General features: G+C 44.1%; 12 protein-coding genes. 6 read left to right on the forward strand and 6 right to left on the reverse strand.

The window, feature by feature from the left end; all coding sequences use genetic code 11:
* Positions 1-54: 54 nt before the first annotated feature.
* The 5 genes from RM347_RS05960 to RM347_RS05980 all read right to left on the reverse strand — a co-directional run bounded on the left by RM347_RS05960 (position 55) and on the right by RM347_RS05980 (position 10,647).
* On the reverse strand, positions 55-3,258 hold the full coding sequence (locus RM347_RS05960; protein WP_322717445.1) for a GAF domain-containing sensor histidine kinase: 3,204 nt from the start codon (positions 3,256-3,258) through the stop codon (positions 55-57).
* Positions 3,259-3,840: 582 nt separating this feature from the next.
* Positions 3,841-4,077 (reverse strand): 50S ribosomal protein L28, encoded by a 237-nt coding sequence (gene rpmB, locus RM347_RS05965; protein ID WP_292718775.1) that lies wholly within the window; start codon positions 4,075-4,077, stop codon positions 3,841-3,843.
* Between the two features lie 329 nt (positions 4,078-4,406).
* Positions 4,407-6,398: a molecular chaperone HtpG gene (gene htpG, locus RM347_RS05970; protein ID WP_322717446.1), complete on the reverse strand. Its 1,992-nt coding sequence runs from the start codon at positions 6,396-6,398 to the stop codon at positions 4,407-4,409.
* A 260-nt stretch (positions 6,399-6,658) separates the two neighbouring features.
* Complete coding sequence (gene metH / locus RM347_RS05975; protein WP_322717447.1) at positions 6,659-10,189, reverse strand: methionine synthase; 3,531 nt, start codon at positions 10,187-10,189, stop codon at positions 6,659-6,661.
* A gap of 236 nt (positions 10,190-10,425) precedes the next feature.
* Positions 10,426-10,647, reverse strand: a complete 222-nt coding sequence (locus RM347_RS05980; protein WP_322717448.1) for a hypothetical protein — start codon at positions 10,645-10,647, stop codon at positions 10,426-10,428.
* A gap of 276 nt (positions 10,648-10,923) precedes the next feature.
* Between RM347_RS05980 and RM347_RS05985 the strand changes: the two genes are divergently transcribed.
* The 5 genes from RM347_RS05985 to RM347_RS06005 all read left to right on the forward strand — a co-directional run bounded on the left by RM347_RS05985 (position 10,924) and on the right by RM347_RS06005 (position 17,482).
* Entirely contained in the window at positions 10,924-11,550 is a 627-nt protein-coding gene (locus tag RM347_RS05985) for a DUF4126 domain-containing protein (RefSeq protein ID WP_322717449.1), read from the forward strand.
* A 216-nt stretch (positions 11,551-11,766) separates the two neighbouring features.
* Positions 11,767-11,967, forward strand: coding sequence for a hypothetical protein (locus RM347_RS05990; RefSeq protein ID WP_322717450.1), 201 nt, complete (start codon positions 11,767-11,769; stop codon positions 11,965-11,967).
* A gap of 168 nt (positions 11,968-12,135) precedes the next feature.
* Positions 12,136-14,907 carry a COR domain-containing protein gene (locus RM347_RS05995; RefSeq protein ID WP_322717451.1) on the forward strand — a complete coding sequence of 924 codons (2,772 nt, stop codon included), beginning with the start codon at positions 12,136-12,138 and terminating at the stop codon, positions 14,905-14,907.
* 297 nt (positions 14,908-15,204) lie between these two features.
* Positions 15,205-16,083, forward strand: a complete 879-nt coding sequence (locus tag RM347_RS06000; RefSeq protein WP_322717452.1) for an N-acetylmuramoyl-L-alanine amidase — start codon at positions 15,205-15,207, stop codon at positions 16,081-16,083.
* A gap of 142 nt (positions 16,084-16,225) precedes the next feature.
* Positions 16,226-17,482 (forward strand): FAD-dependent hydroxylase, encoded by a 1,257-nt coding sequence (locus RM347_RS06005; protein ID WP_322717453.1) that lies wholly within the window; start codon positions 16,226-16,228, stop codon positions 17,480-17,482.
* A gap of 34 nt (positions 17,483-17,516) precedes the next feature.
* Here RM347_RS06005 and RM347_RS06010 read toward each other — a convergent pair whose 3' ends face one another.
* The gene (locus tag RM347_RS06010; protein WP_322717560.1) at positions 17,517-19,037 is read right to left on the reverse strand and encodes a site-2 protease family protein; all 1,521 of its coding nucleotides are present in this window, start codon (positions 19,035-19,037) and stop codon (positions 17,517-17,519) included.
* 189 nt (positions 19,038-19,226) lie between these two features.
* Here RM347_RS06010 and RM347_RS06015 point away from each other — a divergent pair, with 189 nt between their 5' ends.
* Entirely contained in the window at positions 19,227-19,958 is a 732-nt protein-coding gene (locus RM347_RS06015; RefSeq protein WP_322717454.1) for an MBL fold metallo-hydrolase, read from the forward strand.
* Positions 19,959-20,218 lie beyond the last annotated feature (260 nt).

Here is a 20,218-nt window from a genome sequence, read left to right on the forward strand (position 1 = left end):
AAAAGTGATAATGTTTCAGGTGTACGGCTGAAAATCATCACTTTGCCTCTTTGCTTATACTTGGTCTAACACCTGGACTTTAGCTACTGATCTTCTAGCTGCGACCTGACGAATCGGCAACTCAACCACAAACTCTGTACCTTTGCCAAGTTCAGATTGGCAGTATATCTTGCCATTATGTTTTTCTGTAACTATCTGATAGCTGATAGACAGTCCCAGCCCTGTACCTTTACCGACAACCTTGGTAGTAAAAAATGGATCGAACAGTCGAGAAAGGACTTTTTCATCCATGCCGAGTCCGTTGTCAGCTATCCGAATGACAATCCAATCTTTATTGAGCAGGGAGGTTGAAATTTGGATTTTGCTGGGGTTTTTTGCCAGCGCTTCAGAAGATTGCTGCGTGGTTCGTTCTTCTAAGGCATCAATGGCATTGGACAGCAAATTCATAAATACCTGATTCAACTGACCGGGATAGCATTCTATTAGAGGTAACATACTATAGTCTTTGCTCACATGAATGGTGAGGCTATCGGCTGAGGGCTTCAAGCGATTTTGCAAAATCATTAATGTACTGTCGATGCCTTCGTGAATATTTGCTGGCTTGAAGTCAGCTTCATCCAGGCGCGAGAAGTTCCGCAAAGAGGTAACAATTTCGCAAATACGCTCAGTGCCTACCTGCATGGATTGGAATAATTTAGGTAAGTCGTCGAATAAATACTCTATTTCAGCTTTATTGAAAAACTCTTTGATCTCTGGTGCGGCATCGGGATAATGATGCCAAAAAAGCTCCACATAGCGAAGCAATTCTTGTGTGTATTGGTGGGCGTGTTCCAAGTTGCCATGAATGAAATTAATCGGGTTATTAATTTCATGGGCAACTCCCGCCACCAGTTGCCCCAAACTAGCCATTTTTTCAGCATGGATAATTTGCATTTGGGCAGTCCGCAGCTCATTCAGTGTCTGCGCGAGTTGATTCGCTTCTTCACGAGTTTGACCCAGCAAACTGGATTGTTGAAACAAGTTGGCTTGACGTAGCGCTACACTGAGTTGAGCCGCCACTTGGGTAACAAATTCCAATTCAGCTTCTTCCCAATGACGTGTATGGGTGCATTGGTGAATGCACAACAACCCCCACAGTTCATCACCTTCTATCAACGGCACAATAATCTGTGCTTTGACTTGGAATCGCTCAATTACATCCAGATGAGGCACCTTGGAGCCAACACTGTTGACATCAGATATTACTTGCACTTGGCCTTGGGAATATTGCGGTGCGTATTGGTCACCGAAGCAATAGTCTTGCACCTTCACGGCGAGGGCAGAATCGAACTTGGGTAACACATCTTCAGCAATAAATTCACCGCTGCAAAAACCGACATTCGGGTCAAAGCGGAAGATGCCAACTCGATCTGTATTTAGCGATCGCCTTACTTCCAGTACTGTAGTCTTAAATATCGTCTCCAAATCCAAGGATTCCCGAATTTTGACAACCAAATCAAATAAAATCCGCCGCTGTTCAGCCGATTGTTGCAGTTCATCAGCGCGAGTTTGAATTTGAGTCACCATTTGAGAACTTTGGAGCGCTACTCCCAGTTGGCTAGCAACCTGTCCCAAAAATTCCACTTCCACACTATCCCACTGGCGCGGTGCAGAATGTTGATAGGCAGCCAACAATCCCCACAGATTTCGTCCCACAAAAATCGGGGTTAACGCATAGGCACGAATCTTGAACTGCTCCAAAATATCTAGGTGGCAGCGCGAGTGTCCGGCTTGGTAGATATCCTCTACAGCAAAATTTTCGTTGTTGCGGTAGCGTCCGCCTTTGGTTTCTTGGAGGTGAGTATCTTCCCAAACTAGATTTTTGCCAAAGGGATTAATGCTGTCCCACTGTGCCTCAACCATGCCGAAATTACTCACGAATTCGCCACTCCAGTCTTCATTGAAGCGATAAACGCCAACCCGCTCAACTCGCAGCAGTTTACATACTTCTTGGCAAGTAGTTTTTAGGATTAAATCAATATTTAAAGAGGAGCGAATTTTACCGACTACTTCAGTTAATGCTCGTTGCCGAGCGATCGCATCTTGTAGGGCAGAAGCCTGTTGTTTCGACTGAGCCAAATTCTCGGCTTGCTGAATCGCTACTCCTAATTGTGCCCCTACCTGTCCCAGAAACTCCACTTCGTAATTTGCCCATTGGCGCGGCCCGGAGTGTTGATATGCTGCGATCAGTCCCCACAGTTTTGGGCCGATGAAGATGGGCGCTAAGGTATATGCCCGAATCTTGAATTGCTCCAAAATATCGATGTGACAACGCGAGTGTCCGGCTTGATAGATGTCGTTGACAACAAAACTTTCGTTATTGCGGTAGCGTCCACCTTTCGTCTCTTGGAGGTAGGTATCTTCCCAAACGAGATTTTTACCAAAAGGATGGATTCTATTCCACTGTGCTTCTACCATCCCGAATTGGCTGACAAATTCGCCGCTCCAGTCTTCATTGAAGCGGTAAATTGCTGCCCGCTCTAACTTCAGGAGTTTGCAGAGTTCTTGGCAGGCAGTATCTAGAATAATTTTGGTATTTACAGACGAGCGAATATTTCCTACGACTTCCGTTAAGGCACGTTGCCGCGCGATCGCATCTTGCAGTTCTGCTGTGCGTTGTTTAGTCTGTTCTAAATTTTCTGCCTGCTGCATTGCCACACCAAGATGGCTGGCAGCTTGGGCAAAGAATTCGACTTCATGAGGATACCATTGCCGAGGAGCGGAGTGTTGATAGGCTGCCAGCATTCCCCACAGTTTTGCACCAATAAAAATCGGTGCGATCGCATAGGCCCGAATCTGAAACTGTTCTAATACTTCAATATGACAGCGAGCGTGCTCTGCATCGTAAATGTCAGCCACAGCAAACGGCTCATTTTTGCGATATCGCCCTCCCTGAGTTTCTTGCAAATGCGAATCTTGCCACACCAAGTCCTGTCCAAAGGCGGTCAATGCATCCCAAGGATGTTCTGCAAAGCCAAAACGATTGATAAAACTACCGCTCCAGTCAGTGTTAAAGCGGTAGATTGCAACTCGCTCAATCTTCAATTGCCGACAAATATCTTGACAAGAAGTCGAACAGAGGGATTCTATATTTACAGATGCGCGAATCTTAGCCAGAATCCTCGCCAATATTTTTTGATATTGAACCGTTAGCTGTAGCTGTTTGTGACACTCTTGCAGGTCTAAGTGGTTCGACGCTTCATAACTGTTCGTTGTCATAAAGTATAAATAAAATAGACTACCTGCTTTCAGTATTCCCTTGTTTTTTTGTAATTGCTCAACTAGTCTTGGTTGGTGGAGAGTCTTGATTACTTGCAGCTTCCAGTGCGGTTTTTCGTTTCTGGATTTCCTTTTATAGCTCTACTATCAAGCCTTCTATTGCCTCGTTCGTTAGTTGCAATTACAAAATTAATTCATAATTAATTTTGGGTACAGAGCAGTCTAAGTTCAATTATGAGAAATACAAAACTGATAAGTATCTTTATTCAGAGACATCAGGTTTTATCCGTAGTTTAATAATTACATATAAAACTCATATTTTATTGCGTGAAAAAACTCAGTACAACTTAACGAGTGTTCTCTCCCGTTGCCTCTTGCCTGCCTATCGCACTTCGCGCACCACGTAAGTAAGTTCTCCAAATCAAAACGGATTCCTATATTTCTCTTTTGCTGCCAACAGAATTCAAAATAGCCTGCCATTCAAGATGTAATAAACATTAGAGGCGCACAGCTAGCTGTGCGCCTCTACGAATCACCTATATTCCACCCTACAAAAGTTTCGGGTTATCAAATCCAGATTACTTAGTAATGATTTAGGTTAATACCAGCTTCTTTTGCCATTGCTTCTAAACCATTAATTTGTAGGGTTTTGATTGCTTTGGTAGATAGCTTTAATTTCACCCAGCGATTTCCGCCTTCCCACCAAACACGCTTGTTTTGCAGATTAGCGTGCTGAAGGCGTTTAGTACGGCGGTGGGAGTGGGAAACAGCAAAGGCGTTATTTGCCTTCTTACCAGTTAGTTCACAGCGACGGGACATAGCAAGTATCTCCAGATTGTTATTTTAATACAGCCTTTCCATTTTAGGTCTTAGGCAACAGAAGTGGAGAGTAAGGGACTTCCAACTAAAAAAATATCCTATCGCTTTGGAGGCAGGGGGGCAGGCTTGCCGCGAGCGTAGCCGAACGGGAGCAGGGAGCAGGGGGAGAAAGAAAAATCTTATCTGAGTAAATTTGGATAATTTATTTTCTGGAAGTCCCTAAGAAGATGAGGGAGCAGGGGAAACAGAGGAAGCAGGGGGAGAAATAACTCCTAACTCCTGTAGAGACGCGATTAATCGCGTCTCTTCTGTTAACTCAGCACTCAGAACTATTTACTAGCTTGTTCTGTCAGCTTGGTGAGTACCTCATTCGATCGCTCGACGAAGGATTTCATTCCCTCAGCGTCAAATCCTTTCTGAGACATCAGCGCTAAATCGTATACGTGTTGGCAAATCAAGTTGACTAACTGATCTGTAGGCGATTGACCGTCACCTTGAATGATACTACCTTGGTTAATATTTGCCAGATTTTGAATCAGCGGGTGAGCAGTATTCACCAGCAAAATGTGGTCTTCGGGAAACTCTGCTGTTTGCTGCTGCATCATGGCGTTCATTTCTCGCAGGCGGCGGAGAATCTCTGGTAAAAGCACGATCGCAGGTGGTGTCCCTTGAGGATCGTCTGATTTCAAAGCTTCGGTACGGATGTTGAGTTTGGGTTTGTTGAGGGATTTCTCAAATAACTCTTTGATCGTCTCACTCCGAGTTTTGTTCGTCTTGGGATCGACAATTTCCGTAGCTTTGTCTTGTTCTAGCAGGGTATTATCTAAATCGGAGTCTACTCGCGTAAACTTGACATCCTGATATTCGCGCTCTAGAAAGTTGATAAAGTGAGTGTCGATAAAGGAGTCCATAAATAGGACTTCCAAACCTTGATTTTTGTGCAGCTCTATGTATGTAGCTTGAGTTGCTCCATCAGTGCTGTAGAAAACCCGGTTTTCGTGACGTTCTTTGTTACGTTCTAAATACTCTTTCAGAGTCGTGTAAGGTGCGCTGGGTGTTGAGTTCTCAGAACTGGGTGAGGGAGGAGTCACATCTTGCCAAGCATCCCCGTCTGAAGACTGGACTTCAACCACTGGAGTTTCAGCAGCAACTTTTTCTGTCAGCTTGGCGGTGGTGCGGAAGACGATGATATCTTCAATTTGTTTTTTGAATTTTTCGTCGTTGAGAACGCCGAATTTTACAAAGGTACCGAGGTCTTTCCACGCACTAATGTATTGTTCACGATTATCGCGGAAAAGTTCTTTGAGGCGATCGCCTACTTTTTTGGCAATGTAGTCACCAATTCTCCGCACGGTGCGATCGCCTTGCAAGGCACTGCGCGATACGTTCAGGGGAATATCGGTGCTATCAATCACACCCCGCATCGGCATCAGAAATTGCGGGATAATTTCTTCGCAGTTGTCGCTGACAAAAACTTGATTGCAAAATAGCTTGATCTGCCCTTTCGTAACATCTACATCCGGTCTCATTTTCGGGAAATACAGAATCCCGTTGATGATAAAGGGATAGTCTGTATTTAGATGTACCCACAACAGTGGTTCTTCTTGAAAAGGATACAGATAGCGGTAAAACTCTAAATAATCTTCTTGAGTTAGGTTACTTGGAGACTCTCGCCACGGTGCTTTTTGCTTATTTATTACTTCGCCATCTAGTTTAATTGGGACTGGCAAAAAGTCGCAGTATGTCTTGACAAGATTCTTGATTCGTGCAGATTCAAGAAATTCCTCTTCTTCCCCTTGCAGGCTGAGAATAATAGTAGTACCGCGAGTTGTCCGGGGCGATTCTTCTAGGGTAAATGCTGGGGAACCATCGCAAGTCCAGTGAACCGCCTGCGCCCCTTCTTGATAGGATAGGGTATCAATTTCTACCTTTTGCGCCACCATGAAGGAAGAGTAGAAACCAAGACCGAAGTGACCGATTATTGGTTGATCTGATTTGCCTTCATACTTATGAATAAATTCTTCAGCACTAGAGAAGGCAACCTGATTGATATATTTCTTAACTTCTTCTGCGGTCATCCCGATACCGTTATCGGAGATGGATAGGGTTTTCTTATCTTTGTCAATGGCAATTTCAATTTCTGGTTCGCCGATGTCTCCAGCATAATCTCCGGCGCGAGATACCATTTTCAGCTTTTGGATGGCGTCTACAGCGTTGGATACCAGTTCCCGCAAGAAGATTTGGTGATCTGAGTAAAGCGACTTCTTGATGATCGGGAAAATATTCTCAGTATGAATACTGATAGTGCCTTGTTCTAGCATAATTGGTAATCTTCGATGTTAGTATCTGAAATGATGATAGTGGCTAATACAGGCTAACCTTCTGTTTTCCAGGATAAACCCGGAGAACACAGAAGGGCATGATACCAATTAGGATTTTAAAAGCATAACTTAGGCGATGTCTACGACGGGCTGCGCCTACGCACCTTTTTTGAGCGTTGTTTGCCCCCATTTTCTGATTCGGATTTCCCTACTCCCTATTCCCTCGCCTCACTTCCGGCGAGGGTTGAAGGGGTAGGATTCTACGCGCTAAAGTATTTGGCTAATGGGTGATAGGTAATAATCGCGGTGGTAGACTGTTCTGGATAAAGTTGTTCACTTTCATCCATATACAAGTTAATTCTGTCAGTCTGCAATAACTCCAGTTGCTTGTACTGATCCTGAATATTTGGACAAGCTGGATACCCAAAACTATACCGTGAGCCACGATAGCGTTGTGCTAATATATCCCGAATATTGTCGGGTTCTTCAGCAGCAAAACCTAACTCTCGGCGAATTCTGGCGTGTGTCCACTCAGCTACAGCTTCCGCTACCTGCACCGCCATGCCGTGGAAATACAGATAATCGGTGTATTGATTGGCAGCAAACAGCTTTTGGGCAAACTCTGTGGCAATTTCCCCTACAGTCACCGCCTGCATCGGGAACACATCAATAATTCCCGATTCCTTCGGTGCAAAGAAATCTGCTATGCACAGCCGCCTTAACGACTTTTGTCTAGGAAACTCGAAAGTTGTAACCTGCTGTGATTGGTTCTCAGAGTCATATATATGTAGAGAATTTCCCTCAGCTTGACAAGGGAAATACCCGTAAATCACCTGGGGATGCAACAGATTTTCTTCAATAATTCGCTGTTTCCAAGTTTCTAAAACTGGGTAAACTTTCTCAGCCAAGAAAGCCTGATATTCTTCCTTGGATTGTTCCTTTGGCTTGCGGAATTGCCACTGTCCAGCAATTAAAGCTTGTAAATCCAAGTGCCAAAATATTTCCTCGATGGGAATATCACTAGGCTGCAATAACTTCGTTCCCCAGAAAGGCGGCGTTGGACGTTCAATATCTATGGCCACAGCATCGGAACGCCGCGTATCTACTTCTTTGGGTTCAGCAGATGCTGTTTCTTCAGCAGTTGTCGCTTTTGGTTCTTTGTGGCCATTTGTCGAAACTTCAGCAGTTTCCACTTCATTCAAAAATCCCTGCAAATCTTCCCAGTTACCAGTGGCCTTTGCTGGCATTAATTTATCCATGAAGTGCAAGTCAGAAAAGGCATCTTTGCCATAAACAACTTTACCTTTGTAGGTTTTTTGGCAATCTTCATGCACAAATTTAGGAGTCAGCGCCGCACCACCTAAAATTACGGGGACACTAATTCCCTTTTCGTTGAATACCTCCAAGTTTTCTTTCATGAAGGCGGTGGATTTTACCAGCAATCCACTCATGGCTATACAGTCAGCTTTGTGCTGTTCGTAAGCGTTGATGATGTTTTCCACCGGCTGCTTAATTCCCAGGTTAATCACCTTATAGCCGTTGTTGGACAAGATGATATCCACCAAGTTTTTACCAATGTCGTGGACATCGCCTTTAACTGTGGCAATGATAAAGGTTCCCTTGGCATTGTTGCCTGATTCTGATTTTTCCATGAACGGTTCTAGAAATGCTACCGCAGCTTTCATGGTTTCCGCAGATTGCAAAACGAAAGGTAGCTGCATTTGTCCAGAACCGAATAATTCCCCGACAACTTTCATGCCATCTAGCAAGAAGGTGTTGATAATTTCTAAGGGGGGATGTTCTTCTAAGGCTTTTTTCAGATGTTCTTCTAAGCCAATGCGTTCGCCGTCGATGATGTGACGCTTGAGACGTTCTGGGATAGGGAGACTTTCATCTAAAGAGCGATCGCGTTTTGTCGTTACCCCAGCAAAAGCTGTGGTAAGCTCTCCCAAGGGATCGTAAACGCAAACATTACCCTCAAACTTCCGCTCATCATAAATCAACTGACGACAGATTTCTTGATGGCGGGCGTCAATTTTCGATAGCGGTAAAATTTTGTTAGCGCTGACAATGGCTGCATCCATTCCCGCCGTCGTCGCTTCGTGCAAAAACACCGAGTTCAGCACCATCCGCGAGGCTGGAGTTAAACCAAAGGAAATATTAGAAACACCCAAAATTACATGACATCCAGGCAATTCTTCACGAATGCGTCGGATAGATTCAATTGTGGCTTTACCATTTTCTCGGTCTTCTTCAATTCCGGTGGAAATTGGTAACGCGAGGGTATCAAAGAATATTTCTGTGGGTGGTATGCCATATTCTACAGCTTGACGGTATGCGCGTTGTGCGATCGCAAACTTTTTGTCTGCTGTCCGCGCCATCCCATCTTCATCGATAGTACCAATGACTACACCAGCACCGTATTTTTTCGCTAAATCAAGCACTTTCAAAAAGCGCGGTTCCCCATCTTCGTAGTTGGTGGAGTTCAGCAAACACTTACCACCGGCAACCTTTAAACCCGCCTCCATCTTTTCCCATTCGGTGGAGTCAAGCATTAAAGGCAATGTCACATTATTGACAATGCGCGAAACTAATTCGTGCATATCCCGCACGCCGTCACGTCCCACATAATCGACGTTGACATCAAGGATGTGTGCGCCTTCTTTGACTTGCGCCCTCGCCATTGAAACGAGTCCATCCCAATCTTCGGCATTTAGCAAATCGCGGCACTTCTTGGAACCACTGGCGTTGAGACGTTCGCCAACAATCAAGAAGGAATTATCTTGGTCGTAAGGCTGAGTGGTGTAAATTGATGCTGCTGCTGGTTCTAAGCTAGGTTGTCTAACTTTTGGCTTCAGACCTTTAGCTACTTCTGCCAATTGTTGAATGTGTTCTGGACGTGTCCCACAGCAACCCCCGATCACTTGGACACCCAAATCTTCAACAAAATGCATCAATGACATCCGTAATTCCAACGGTGTCAGGCGGTAGTGCGCTTGACCGCCCACGTTCTCAGGTAAACCCGCGTTAGGAATACAGGAAACGATGAAAGGTGAATGTTCTGCCAAATACTTGATATGTGGTTTCATCAAGTCTGGGCCTGTGGCACAGTTTAAACCGAGAATGTCAATTGGGTAAGGTTCCAAAATTGTCAGCACAGCGCTGATTTCGGAACCAACCAACATTGTGCCCATGCTTTCCATTGTCACAGACACCATCAACGGACGGCGATCGCCTTTTTTGGCAAACACTTCTTCAATGGCATTCAGCGCCGCCTTAATTTGCAGCACATCTTGGCAAGTTTCCACCAGAAATAAATCGACACCACCATCCCACAGCGCCTCTGCTTGTTCGGCAAAATTAGCTTTCATGGTGTCAAAGTCAATATGTCCCAAGGTAGGAAGTTTCGTTGTCGGGCCGATGGAACCTGCCACAAACCGGGGTTTTTCTGGCGTGGAAAATTCCGCAGCGACACGCTTCGCCAATTCTGCGGCTGTCTTGCTGAGGTAGTAGGCTTGGTCTGCTAAGTCATATTCTGCCAGCACCAGGGATGTACTGCCAAAGGTATCCGTTTCAATCACATCTGCACCAGCCGCGAGAAAGTCGCGGTGAACCTTAGCGACAGCTTCGGGTTTCGTGTGAACTAAGTATTCGTTACAACCTTCATACTGTGGGCCGCCGAAGTCTTCAGCAGTCAGGTTTTGGGTTTGTAAGTTGGTTCCCATCGCCCCGTCGAAGACGAGGACTGGTCTATCTGGACTACGCAGGCGTTCAAGGAAAGGATGAGTCATATTTTCCTAGAAGAAATGAGGAAATCAAGTGAGTCTTGTGATACTCGACTTACTTTATTATTTTCCAAGATTGTGATATTTTCGGCATCTTTTAATAAAGTCTGTTTTGCTGAAACTCACCATTGGCTCATTTTGACCTGATTTCTCAAGGTTGGCGACGGCAGAATTATGCAAAAGCTGTCAAGGAATAATTGACGAGTCCATTCTTTGTAGAGACGGCGATTTATTGCGTCTCTCTAACGTGTCAGTCTTTTAGACGCGATAAATCGCGTCTCTACATGAGCGATAAATCGCGTCTCTACATGAGCGATAAATCGCGTCTCTACATGAGCGATAAATCGCGTCTCTACATGAGGGGTTTCTGGCTTATCCCAAGCGTATTGGGATAAAACTGGTGACTTGTTTATACACCGTAGCCAAAGCATCGGGGGGTGGGGTGTAATGACTGTGGTTAGCATAACTAATTATGCGGACATGATATCACTCTAGAAGTCGGTGGCTCACAAACAAAGTCCTGAAAATTTTGAGTTGAAGAAGGAAACGCAACCTACATTGGAGTTATTTTTTAGGCAAAACCTACGCAGTATTGACGCAGGTGGGGTTTCACTGAATTCTACACATAGTCAGATGAAATATTTTCGCCAAGTTTCTTATCTTGGGATCACAACTTAGAGTTGTTACTCCGTTCAGCTCAAAGATGGAAAAAACACCAGGAGTATAACTTGAGTCCTACTATGGATTTAAATTCTTTGTTCAATCTAAATACATTTATTGAATTATTACTGGGGATTAGTTTGAGCGCTGCAGCTGGCTTCCGAGTATTTGTACCACTGCTAGCATTGAGTGTGGCTTCAGTTTTTGGACATTTAGATTTGCCGACTAACTTTGATTGGCTGGAAACACCTCAAGCTGTAATTGTCTTTGCAGTCGCTTGTTTACTGGAAATTATCGGTTATTACATTCCTTGGTTGGATCATCTGCTGGATATTGTAGCCACTCCTGCGGCATTTATCGCCGGGACAATTGTCACAGCATCTGTTGCTCCAGAGATGAATCCACTAGTGCAATGGACCTTAGCTTTAATCGCTGGTGGTGGAACCGCAGGATTAACTCAAGGATTAACGAATATATTGCGGATAAGTTCTACTGGCGTTTCAGGTGGATTAACCAATCCTGTTGTGTCAACCATTGAGTTGCTCATTGCAATCGGACTGTCTGTACTAGCGCTAGCTTTACCAGTGGTAGCAGGAGTGATTGTGATTGGTTTTCTAATAATAGCTATTCAAAGAATCTGGAGTTTCTTCAATAAACCATCTTCTCAAATTAACGAAACCGTCTCTTCATCAAGAGAATTGGGATAAGTACTTATGGATTTGTTTTAAAACTGCGTAGGCGTAGCCCGTCGTAAACATCGCAATTATAAAGCGATCGCTCTAACTATATTCAATGTATGCCATAAGGCGATCGCCTGTAGCGTTGGTGATGCGTAGGCGTAGCCTGTCATAGACATCGCAATTATAAAGCGATCGTAGTCTTCGGGTGTGTCAGCACGAAAGCGTAACGCACCTTTGATACTCGTGAATGAACCTCAGAGCTTTGTCAATGAACCTCAGAGCTTTGTCAATGAACCTCAAAGCTTTGTCGATGAACCTCAGAGCTTTGTCAATGAACCTCAGAGCTTTGTCGATGAACCTCAAAGCTTTGTCGATGAACCTCAGAGCTTTGTGAATGAGTCTTTGAACTCCGTTAACGAGTCTTTGATACTCGTGAATGAGTGAATATTATTGCGAGGTTAGCGATCGCACCCTGCTAATTTAAACATTACAGTCGTTTCTACACAGATGGAACACATTAATCTAGTTCCATTCCCCATTTCCTACTCTCCATTTCCTAGTTGCAATACACTATTCTGGTAAATATAGCTACAGAGTTGATGAGGTTTACGGGTGACAAACGAAGAACTATTGCAAATTATTGAACAAGCTGCCAAGGAAAAGGCAACGGAGCTAGACCTCAGTAACAATCAACTTAGCAGCTTGCCGCCAGAAATCTGCCAACTCACCCAACTGACGGAGCTAGACCTCCGTAATAATCAACTGAGCAGCTTGCCACCAGAAATCTGCCAACTCACCAGTCTGAAACTGCTGTCCCTTTATAACAATCAACTAAGCAGCCTGCCGTTAGAATTCGGCCAACTCTCTCAACTGACAAAGCTATATCTTCATAACAATCAAATAAGCAGGCTACCGTCAGAATTCAGCCAACTCACCAATATGGAGGTTCTATCCCTCAATGACAATCAACTGAGCAGTCTACCGCTAGAAATCTGCCAACTTACCAGCCTAAAGGTGCTATCCCTGTATAACAATCAATTAAGTAGCCTGCCGCTAGAAATCTGCCAACTCTCTAACCTGACAAAGCTATCGCTTCTTAACAATCAACTGAGTAGCCTGCCGCTAGAAATTAGCCAACTCTCCAACTTGACAAGGCTATCCCTCGATAACAATCCACAATTAACTTCGCCACCGCCTGAAATTGTTGAGCAAGGAACACAGGCTATTTTGACCTATCTTCGAGAAAGGTTAGAAGGTAGCTTACGGCAGTGGGTTTCTAAACTGCTAGTAGTTGGTGAAGGAGGTGTAGGTAAAACATCCTTATTAAGGGCACTGCGAGGAGAAGAATTTGACACCCAGGAATCCACCACCCACGGCATTGAAATTAAATGGCTCCATTTAACCCATCCTAGAAAAGCAGGGACTAGCATACATCTGAAAACCTGGGACTTTGGCGGACAGGAAATCTATCACGCAACCCATCAATTTTTTCTCACCAACCGCTCCTTGTTCTTACTCGCCTGGAATGCTCGACTAGGATTTGAGCAAGGTAAACTCTACTACTGGCTGGATATTATCAAAGCCTTAGCCCCAGAATCTTTGATTTTACTCGTCGCGACCCACATCGATGAGCGAGATGCAGACCTTCCTCTGGCTGAGTTACGCCGCAAATATCCCCAGATTGTCGAACACTGTAAAATTAGTTCTAAAATCAGTCGAGGCGTTGAAGAACTGCGGCGAGCAATTGCTGAAGCAGCCGCCAAGTTACCCTTAATGGGTGAAATCTGGCCTACTACTTGGTTAAATGCTGCCAATGCCATCCGCACCCAGTCAAAGAAATACATCACACCTCAGCAATTGTGGGACATCATGGCTGAGTCCCAAGTAACTGAAAGTCAGGAAGTGCTAGCACGATGGCTGCATGAATTAGGTGAAATTCTCTACTTCCAAGACAATGAAGAACTTAACGATACTGTTATTCTCAAGCCCCAGTGGGTAACTGAATATATCAGTAAAGCACTGGAAAGCGAAGACGTAATCAACCGCAAGGGCATTTTCACCCGTCAGGAAATGAATCAACTTTGGCGCGACTTAGAGCCATCAATGCGGGATCACTTTTTGCACCTCATGGAGCGTTTTGACCTTTCCTACCGCACTCAAGAAAACCGGGATCTCAGTCTGGTTGTGGAACGTTTGCCCCTCGACGCGCCTAATTATGAACAGAAATGGCAGCAAATTAAACAAACAAATGAGTGCAATGAAATTTCGATGAAATTTCAACTCAATACCATTCCGGCGGGTATTCCCACTTGGTTTATTGCGCGTCAACACCGCTTTACAACTGGCATTCATTGGCGTAACGGTGTCTTATTTGCTTATGAACAGGAACATTTAGCATTAGTGGAAGCTGTTAAAAGCGATCGCTATATTAAATTAACAGTGCGAGGCCCTAACCCGCTGAATTTCTTTGTCCTGCTTCGAGATGGCATGGAAGTCACTCTTGCCAGGTTTCCCGGATTAGACATTCAACGCACAATTCCATGTTTTGGTCATAATGGTCAACCATGTACCCACGAATTTGACTATAAACAACTATCGCAACGCTGGGAAAAAAAGAAGGGGACAATTGAATGTCCAGAAGCTATGGAAGATGTATCAGTGCCAGAACTCTTATATGGCTTAAACTGGAATACTCAAAATGCAGTGCTAGAACGCATTGACGAATTAGAAAAAACAGTTGTTGACGGACAAGCAGTAATTCTCGATGAATTTAAAAATCTCCTAGAACTGACGCAACGGGGATTTACTAATGCATTCCGCCGCGAACAAGCAACCATAGATTCTCATTGTCCCAATGTCTTTGTCCTGCGTCCCCGTGGTGGTAAAGCTTGGCAAAAGAATCTAACTGGACAGAAATTAGATTTACAACTCTATTGCCAAGCACCCGGCTGTTGGCATCCCACCCAAGAAGGTGGTTTATATGAAATAAATGAACCTGCCAAATGGCTGAGAGTAACAGCACCTTATATTGGTAACTTATTCAAAGTCTTGAAATATGCGGCACCGATAATTGGCCCTTGGCTGGGTGTGGTAGATCCTAAAGAATATGAAACGCTATTTAAAAATGACTTAGAACTATTTAAAGAACTAGCAGCAAAATTACCTGAACTGAAAGAGTCTGAAGATTTAGAATTAGCAGACAAAATTGCTAGAGGTGAAGATTTAGATCCAGAACGCGCCGATGGTGCAGCTTTGCGTGCCTTGCGTCAACTGTTACAAGAAAAAGATCCCCAGCAGCACTGGGGTGGATTAAAGAACGTTTTGACTCCAGAGGGACATTACCTGTGGCTATGCGAACATCACGCAGCAGAGTATAAACGCTAACTATATTAGATTTGAGATTGCGATCTTGAATTGTAGAGACATAATTCATCAACTATTCCCTGAACCAGTAGCAATGGTTTTGATAGCATTTAAATAGCTCCATGACAAAGGAAGCATTTAAAACAATTACTTAGGATTCCAACATATACTAGTAGCGTATATTTAACTAGCCTTAAGGTATTATGGCGATTCTCGTTTGGATACCATAGGCAGTAGAGGTTTACAGAAGTGCGCCTCTACGAAGGATACGCCAGTTCAGCTATAAGTTTATATCTACGTTTTACGGGTATTAGAAAAATGAGGTTTAAAGACTGGGCGACTAGGGTGCTACTAATCTCGCTGATGTTCATGGCTTTAAGTGTAGTGCTGCTAATTGGACGAGCGACAAAATTACAAAATAATCCGACAACATCCCGGACATCCAATCCACAGATTACAGCTTTCAGTAAATATCCCCAAGCGCAATTTCAATCAGCGAAAGAGCCAGAGAAGAAATCTCAAAATGTTATCAAGTCCCCAGTCAAGACTAACAAGCCTGTAGAAAGGTATGTAACTACTCAAGCTTTTGCACAGTACAGACCTAATTATCAAGTTGTCTCAGTTGACCCAAGTAACTATGGAGAACGGTACGCTCAAGATGTTAATGGCATTCCTCTCAGCAACCAACCAATTATCGTCATCCATGAAACTGGTTATTCAGCTTCTAGCGCCATCAATTTCTTTCAAGTAGCTCATGATGATGAAAGTGTGCAAGCAAGTTACCACGCTTTAATCAAGTTAGACGGAACGGTGGTTTATCTAGTACCGCCAGAAAAGCGGGCTTTTGGTGCAGCTAACTCTGTGTTTGATGGTTCTCAGGGAGTGGAAACTGTGCAGACTAATCCAACTTTGCCAGCTTCTGTGAATAATTTTGCTTATCACGTCTCTTTGGAAACACCGCCAGATAGTTATGATAGTGGCAGTCAACAAACCCATAGCGGCTACACGGAAGCTCAATATAATTCTCTTGCTTGGTTAATTGCTCAAAGTCAAGTCCCAGACGATCGCATTACTACGCACCATCTAGTTGACCGTTCTGGTAAAAAAGTTGACCCGATAAATTTTGATGGGAATAAATTTCTCAGCTTACTTAATACTTATCGTCAGGTTAGACCAATCTATCGAGTCAGCAAATAATTTGTGGAGACGCGAAAATTCGCAAAGACGCGAAAATTCGCGTCTCTACTAGGGTTCTGGATAAAATTTTGAATTGTTAACTTGCTCAAGGAGGCGCGATCGCGTCAAAATAAGAGTTAAGACGCTGTAATCTAACTTAACAATGGCCATAACGCAGCTTGAGCAAATTTCCCCTCAACTAACACCGCCAAATGAGCGGGGATATGAATATGATTTGGTAATTGTCGGCGGTGGGATTATTGGGTTAACTCTAGCCTCTGCTTTAAAAGATTCTGGCTTGAGTGTCTTGCTGATTGAGGCGAAAGTGGCATCAGCAGCGGTAGCGAAGGGACAAGCTTATGCAGTTCATAAGCTTTCGTCGCTAATTTATGAAGGAATTGGCGTTTGGGACAAAATGTTGCCGCAAATAGCCAAGTATTGCCAAGTTCGTCTTTCTGATGCTGATTATCCGAATGTGGTGGAATTTACCACAGATGATATAGATACAGCAGAGTTGGGTTATGTAGCGGAACACCAAGCGCTGTTGCAGCCGTTGCAAGATTTTGTGCAAAATTGCCCCAATGTGACTTATTTGTGTCCGGCTGAAGTGGTAAATACGCAATACCAGCAGAATATAGTCGCGATAGAGATAAAAATTGGCGATCGACTAAAGACAGTTCGCAGCAAATTAGTTGTAGCAGCAGATGGATCGCGATCGCCTATTCGGCAAGCTGCTGGAATCAAAACTTCGGGCTGGAAATATTGGCAATCTTGCATCGTCGCCTTTGTCAAACCAGAAAAACCCCACAATAACACCGCTTACGAAAGATTTTGGTCTAGTGGGCCTTTTGCGATTTTACCTTTACCGGGGAACCGTTGCCGCATTGTGTGGACAGCACCCCATGAAGAAGCAAAAGCCTTGTGTGCTTTAAATGACGAGCAATTTTTGGCAGAACTAACCCGCCGCTATGGCGATCAGATGGGGAAACTGGAATTACTAGGCGATCGCTTTGTTTTTCAGGTACAACTCATGCAAAGCGATCGCTACGTTCTCCCCCGACTGGCATTAATTGGTGATGCGGCGCACAATTGCCATCCTGTCGGCGGACAAGGTTTAAATTTGGGTATTCGGGATGCCGCGGCTTTGGCGCAAGTAATTCAAGCAGCGCATAAAGCGGGTAAAGATATTGGCGATATTCAAATTCTTAAAGGTTATGAACGCTGGCGCAAGCTCGAAAATCTAACAATTTTAGGTTTCACCGATTTGTTAGATCGGATGTTTTCTAATAATTTCTTACCTGTGGTGGTGGTTCGTCGTCTGGGTTTATGGTTTTTGCAGCGAGTACCTATGTTAAAGGTGTTTATGCTGAAGTTGATGATTGGCTTAAAGGGGCGGACTCCAGAATTAGCAAAACGATAAGGCTTGAGAACGCGATCGCTGATACCTTTACTTTTTAAATTTGCAAAAAGTTAGCGATCGCCTGCGGTAGCGGCAGAACAATTATAATCAACAAAGCCATTGCCATTAATCCCCAAATGTCACGTTTATTATCCAATTCAGTGACATCATTCAGCGCAGGCTCATCAATCAATGGCATAAATAATAAGATAATTGCCCACACCAAAAATTCTTCCCGAACTAAAGAAAGTAATAGCAACAACACGCGAGCAATTTGACCAATTACAATCGCAGTTCGTTGTCCAAACATTGCATGGACAATGTGACCTCCATCTAGTTGTCCCACAGGCATTAAATTTAATGCTGTGACAATAAGTCCCAGAAAACCTGCTACTGCAACTGGATGCAGGTCAAGGGCTGATTTTGCGGTTAACTGACTTCCCAAAGCTAACTTCGAGAGTAGCGCTAGTAAAATTGAATACTTAGGATTGAGTCCATCAGGATTCAAAAGTCGGGTTTTTTCGGTGATGGCAACCACGTCAGAATTAGCCAAGCCCCATATTAGTAATGGCAAAGTAACAACAAAACCTGCAATTGGGCCAGCAATACTAATATCAAATAAAGCTTTGCGGTTGGGAATGGGACTACGCATCTGAATAAATGCGCCAAAAGTTCCTAAGAAGAAAGGTACGGGAATAAAGTAAGGCAACGTCGAGCGAATATTGTAAAATTTAGCAGTCAAATAATGCCCAAGTTCATGAATGCCCAAAATAGTCATCAGTCCTAAGGAATATGGCAATCCCTTAAATAGGACATTTGGGTTAGATAGAACTTTGAACAAAGAACCAATTTCCCAGAGAGGCGGCAGAGAAACACCAGCAATTTCTACTCCCACCAAGGTAGTAGTTAGCAAAGTAGCTACTAGTAGTAGAAGCGCTAATCCTGGTCGAGTTAAGCGTTCCTGGTCGCGTCGTGGTGTATTTGTCTGTTTAGCAGCTTGAGTGTTGGGAACCAATACAAAGAAAGGTTTGCCATTGAAACCTTCTTGAAAGATCAGCAAGAAGCGATCGCCAAATTGTGCTTCAATATTAGTCTTAATCTGCTGGTAGGCGTTGCTAGCTTTAGTTCGCAACTGACCACGGCAAATCACAGCTTGTGGTCGATACTCAATATTTTGAACGTAGTATACAGACCAAGGAAAACAATTTCGCAGTTGGGTTTCTTCCGTTGGCTCAATGGGACGCACGATTGGTTCTGTAATAGGCTGAATAGTCGGCTGTGATTCTGAGGCTTGGGCTTGAGCTTCGGTCTGTGTATCTCTGGGGACTCGACGCCCCCATTGAAACAAGATCCAGTACAACAGTGTGCAGACAAATATCGACCAGATGAGCGGCGCTGGCGGCGGAGGTTGTTTTGCCCCATATACCAGCGTCCATCCACTCAACAGAAATGCTGGTGTCATTAAAACCAGCCACAACAACCATACTGGTGTCCGGGTGATGTGAGCGACACTGTGCTGCACCATTAGATAAGTAGCTAGCCCCAGTAGGAGGATAAACAGAAACCAAAATGCCATGTTATCTTCAGTAATTTTGACAAAACGCCCCACCAGTAGCTTCAGCACCATAGCATTAACTACAAGGCAGACCTCAAATCCCAATTTCACAACGGTTAACAGTGCTGGTTAACGCTCAAGTTTCAATTCTTGAGAATTTCCCCACTTTAACCAGATTGTCCACAACTCCTCAGTTTCGGTTCTTTGATCATGTGCCCTTTACCTCAACAACCAAGTCATACAACTAAGCTGCCACGGGCTGTCTTCCCTAACGAAGTTCCTAGCGAAACTTCTCTGCAATCGGACTTCGCACAAAAGAGCATTTTTGCCTTTCCACCCAATCGGGACACATTAGGGGGAACCTCTTATTTTATTGTAAGAAATGAAGGCAATATCCTCATAGACTGCCCTGCCCTAGACCAAACAAATCAAGATTTTTGGCGATCGCATGGAGGCGTGCGTTGGTTATTTATCACCCATCGAGGCGCTATTGGCAAGACCGCTGAAATTCAGCAAACCTTTGGCTGTGAGGTGCTGATTCAAGAGCAAGAAGCTTATTTATTACCAGGCTTAACCGTAACTACCTTTAAGCAAGAATTTACTCTTGATGCAGCAACACAAGTGATTTGGACACCAGGTCATTCTCCTGGCTCATCCTGCCTCTACTACAGTGAACTTGGAGGTATATTATTTTCTGGTCGCCATTTACTCCCTAACCAGCATGGTAAAGCAGTACCATTACGGACGGCAAAAACTTTTCACTGGCCAAGACAAATTCAGAGTCTTCGATTATTGTTAGAACGTTTTACACCAGAAACTCTCCGGTATATTTGTCCTGGAGCTAATACAGGCTTCCTTAGAGGCGAGCGTGTCATAGATCAAGCTTATCAACACCTCGCTTCGCTGGATTTACCAGCTTTGCTGCGGATACAGCCCTTTTAGAAAGGCGGTTTTTGCTGGAGGAACCCACGCGCAACTGCATGGAATTGGAGCAAAGACTCGTTGACAGAGTTCTGATACTACTTTGGGAAATCATCAAAAAACGATCGCCACATCTACATGAAGATGCTTTCCTAGCTTCTACGTCTTGTGTCAATACTTTTCAGATAAACCCAACAATCTCTCTTTTGGTTTGGGAAAAGGTTACTAGGCTTGGGGTAAAGGTAAATTTAAGCCCTTTCCCCTTTTCCCCTTAACCGAAA

Source organism: Nostoc sp. ChiQUE02 (assembly GCF_034531305.2).
Taxonomy (GTDB): domain Bacteria; phylum Cyanobacteriota; class Cyanobacteriia; order Cyanobacteriales; family Nostocaceae; genus Nostoc.

Bases quoted from the DNA above. Each gene is read 5' to 3' on its own strand.
- RM347_RS05985 (WP_322717449.1), top strand. From the start codon at position 10,924: ATGGATTTAAATTCTTTGTTCAATCTAAATACATTTATTGAATTATTA.
- RM347_RS05980 (WP_322717448.1), bottom strand. From the start codon at position 10,647: ATGCTAACCACAGTCATTACACCCCACCCCCCGATGCTTTGGCTACGG.
- RM347_RS05960 (WP_322717445.1), bottom strand. From the start codon at position 3,258: ATGACAACGAACAGTTATGAAGCGTCGAACCACTTAGACCTGCAAGAG.
- RM347_RS06010 (WP_322717560.1), bottom strand. From the start codon at position 19,037: ATGGCATTTTGGTTTCTGTTTATCCTCCTACTGGGGCTAGCTACTTAT.
- RM347_RS06005 (WP_322717453.1), top strand. From the start codon at position 16,226: ATGGCCATAACGCAGCTTGAGCAAATTTCCCCTCAACTAACACCGCCA.
- metH (WP_322717447.1), bottom strand. From the start codon at position 10,189: ATGACTCATCCTTTCCTTGAACGCCTGCGTAGTCCAGATAGACCAGTC.
- htpG (WP_322717446.1), bottom strand. From the start codon at position 6,398: ATGCTAGAACAAGGCACTATCAGTATTCATACTGAGAATATTTTCCCG.
- RM347_RS06015 (WP_322717454.1), top strand. From the start codon at position 19,227: ATGTGCCCTTTACCTCAACAACCAAGTCATACAACTAAGCTGCCACGG.
- RM347_RS06000 (WP_322717452.1), top strand. From the start codon at position 15,205: ATGAGGTTTAAAGACTGGGCGACTAGGGTGCTACTAATCTCGCTGATG.
- rpmB (WP_292718775.1), bottom strand. From the start codon at position 4,077: ATGTCCCGTCGCTGTGAACTAACTGGTAAGAAGGCAAATAACGCCTTT.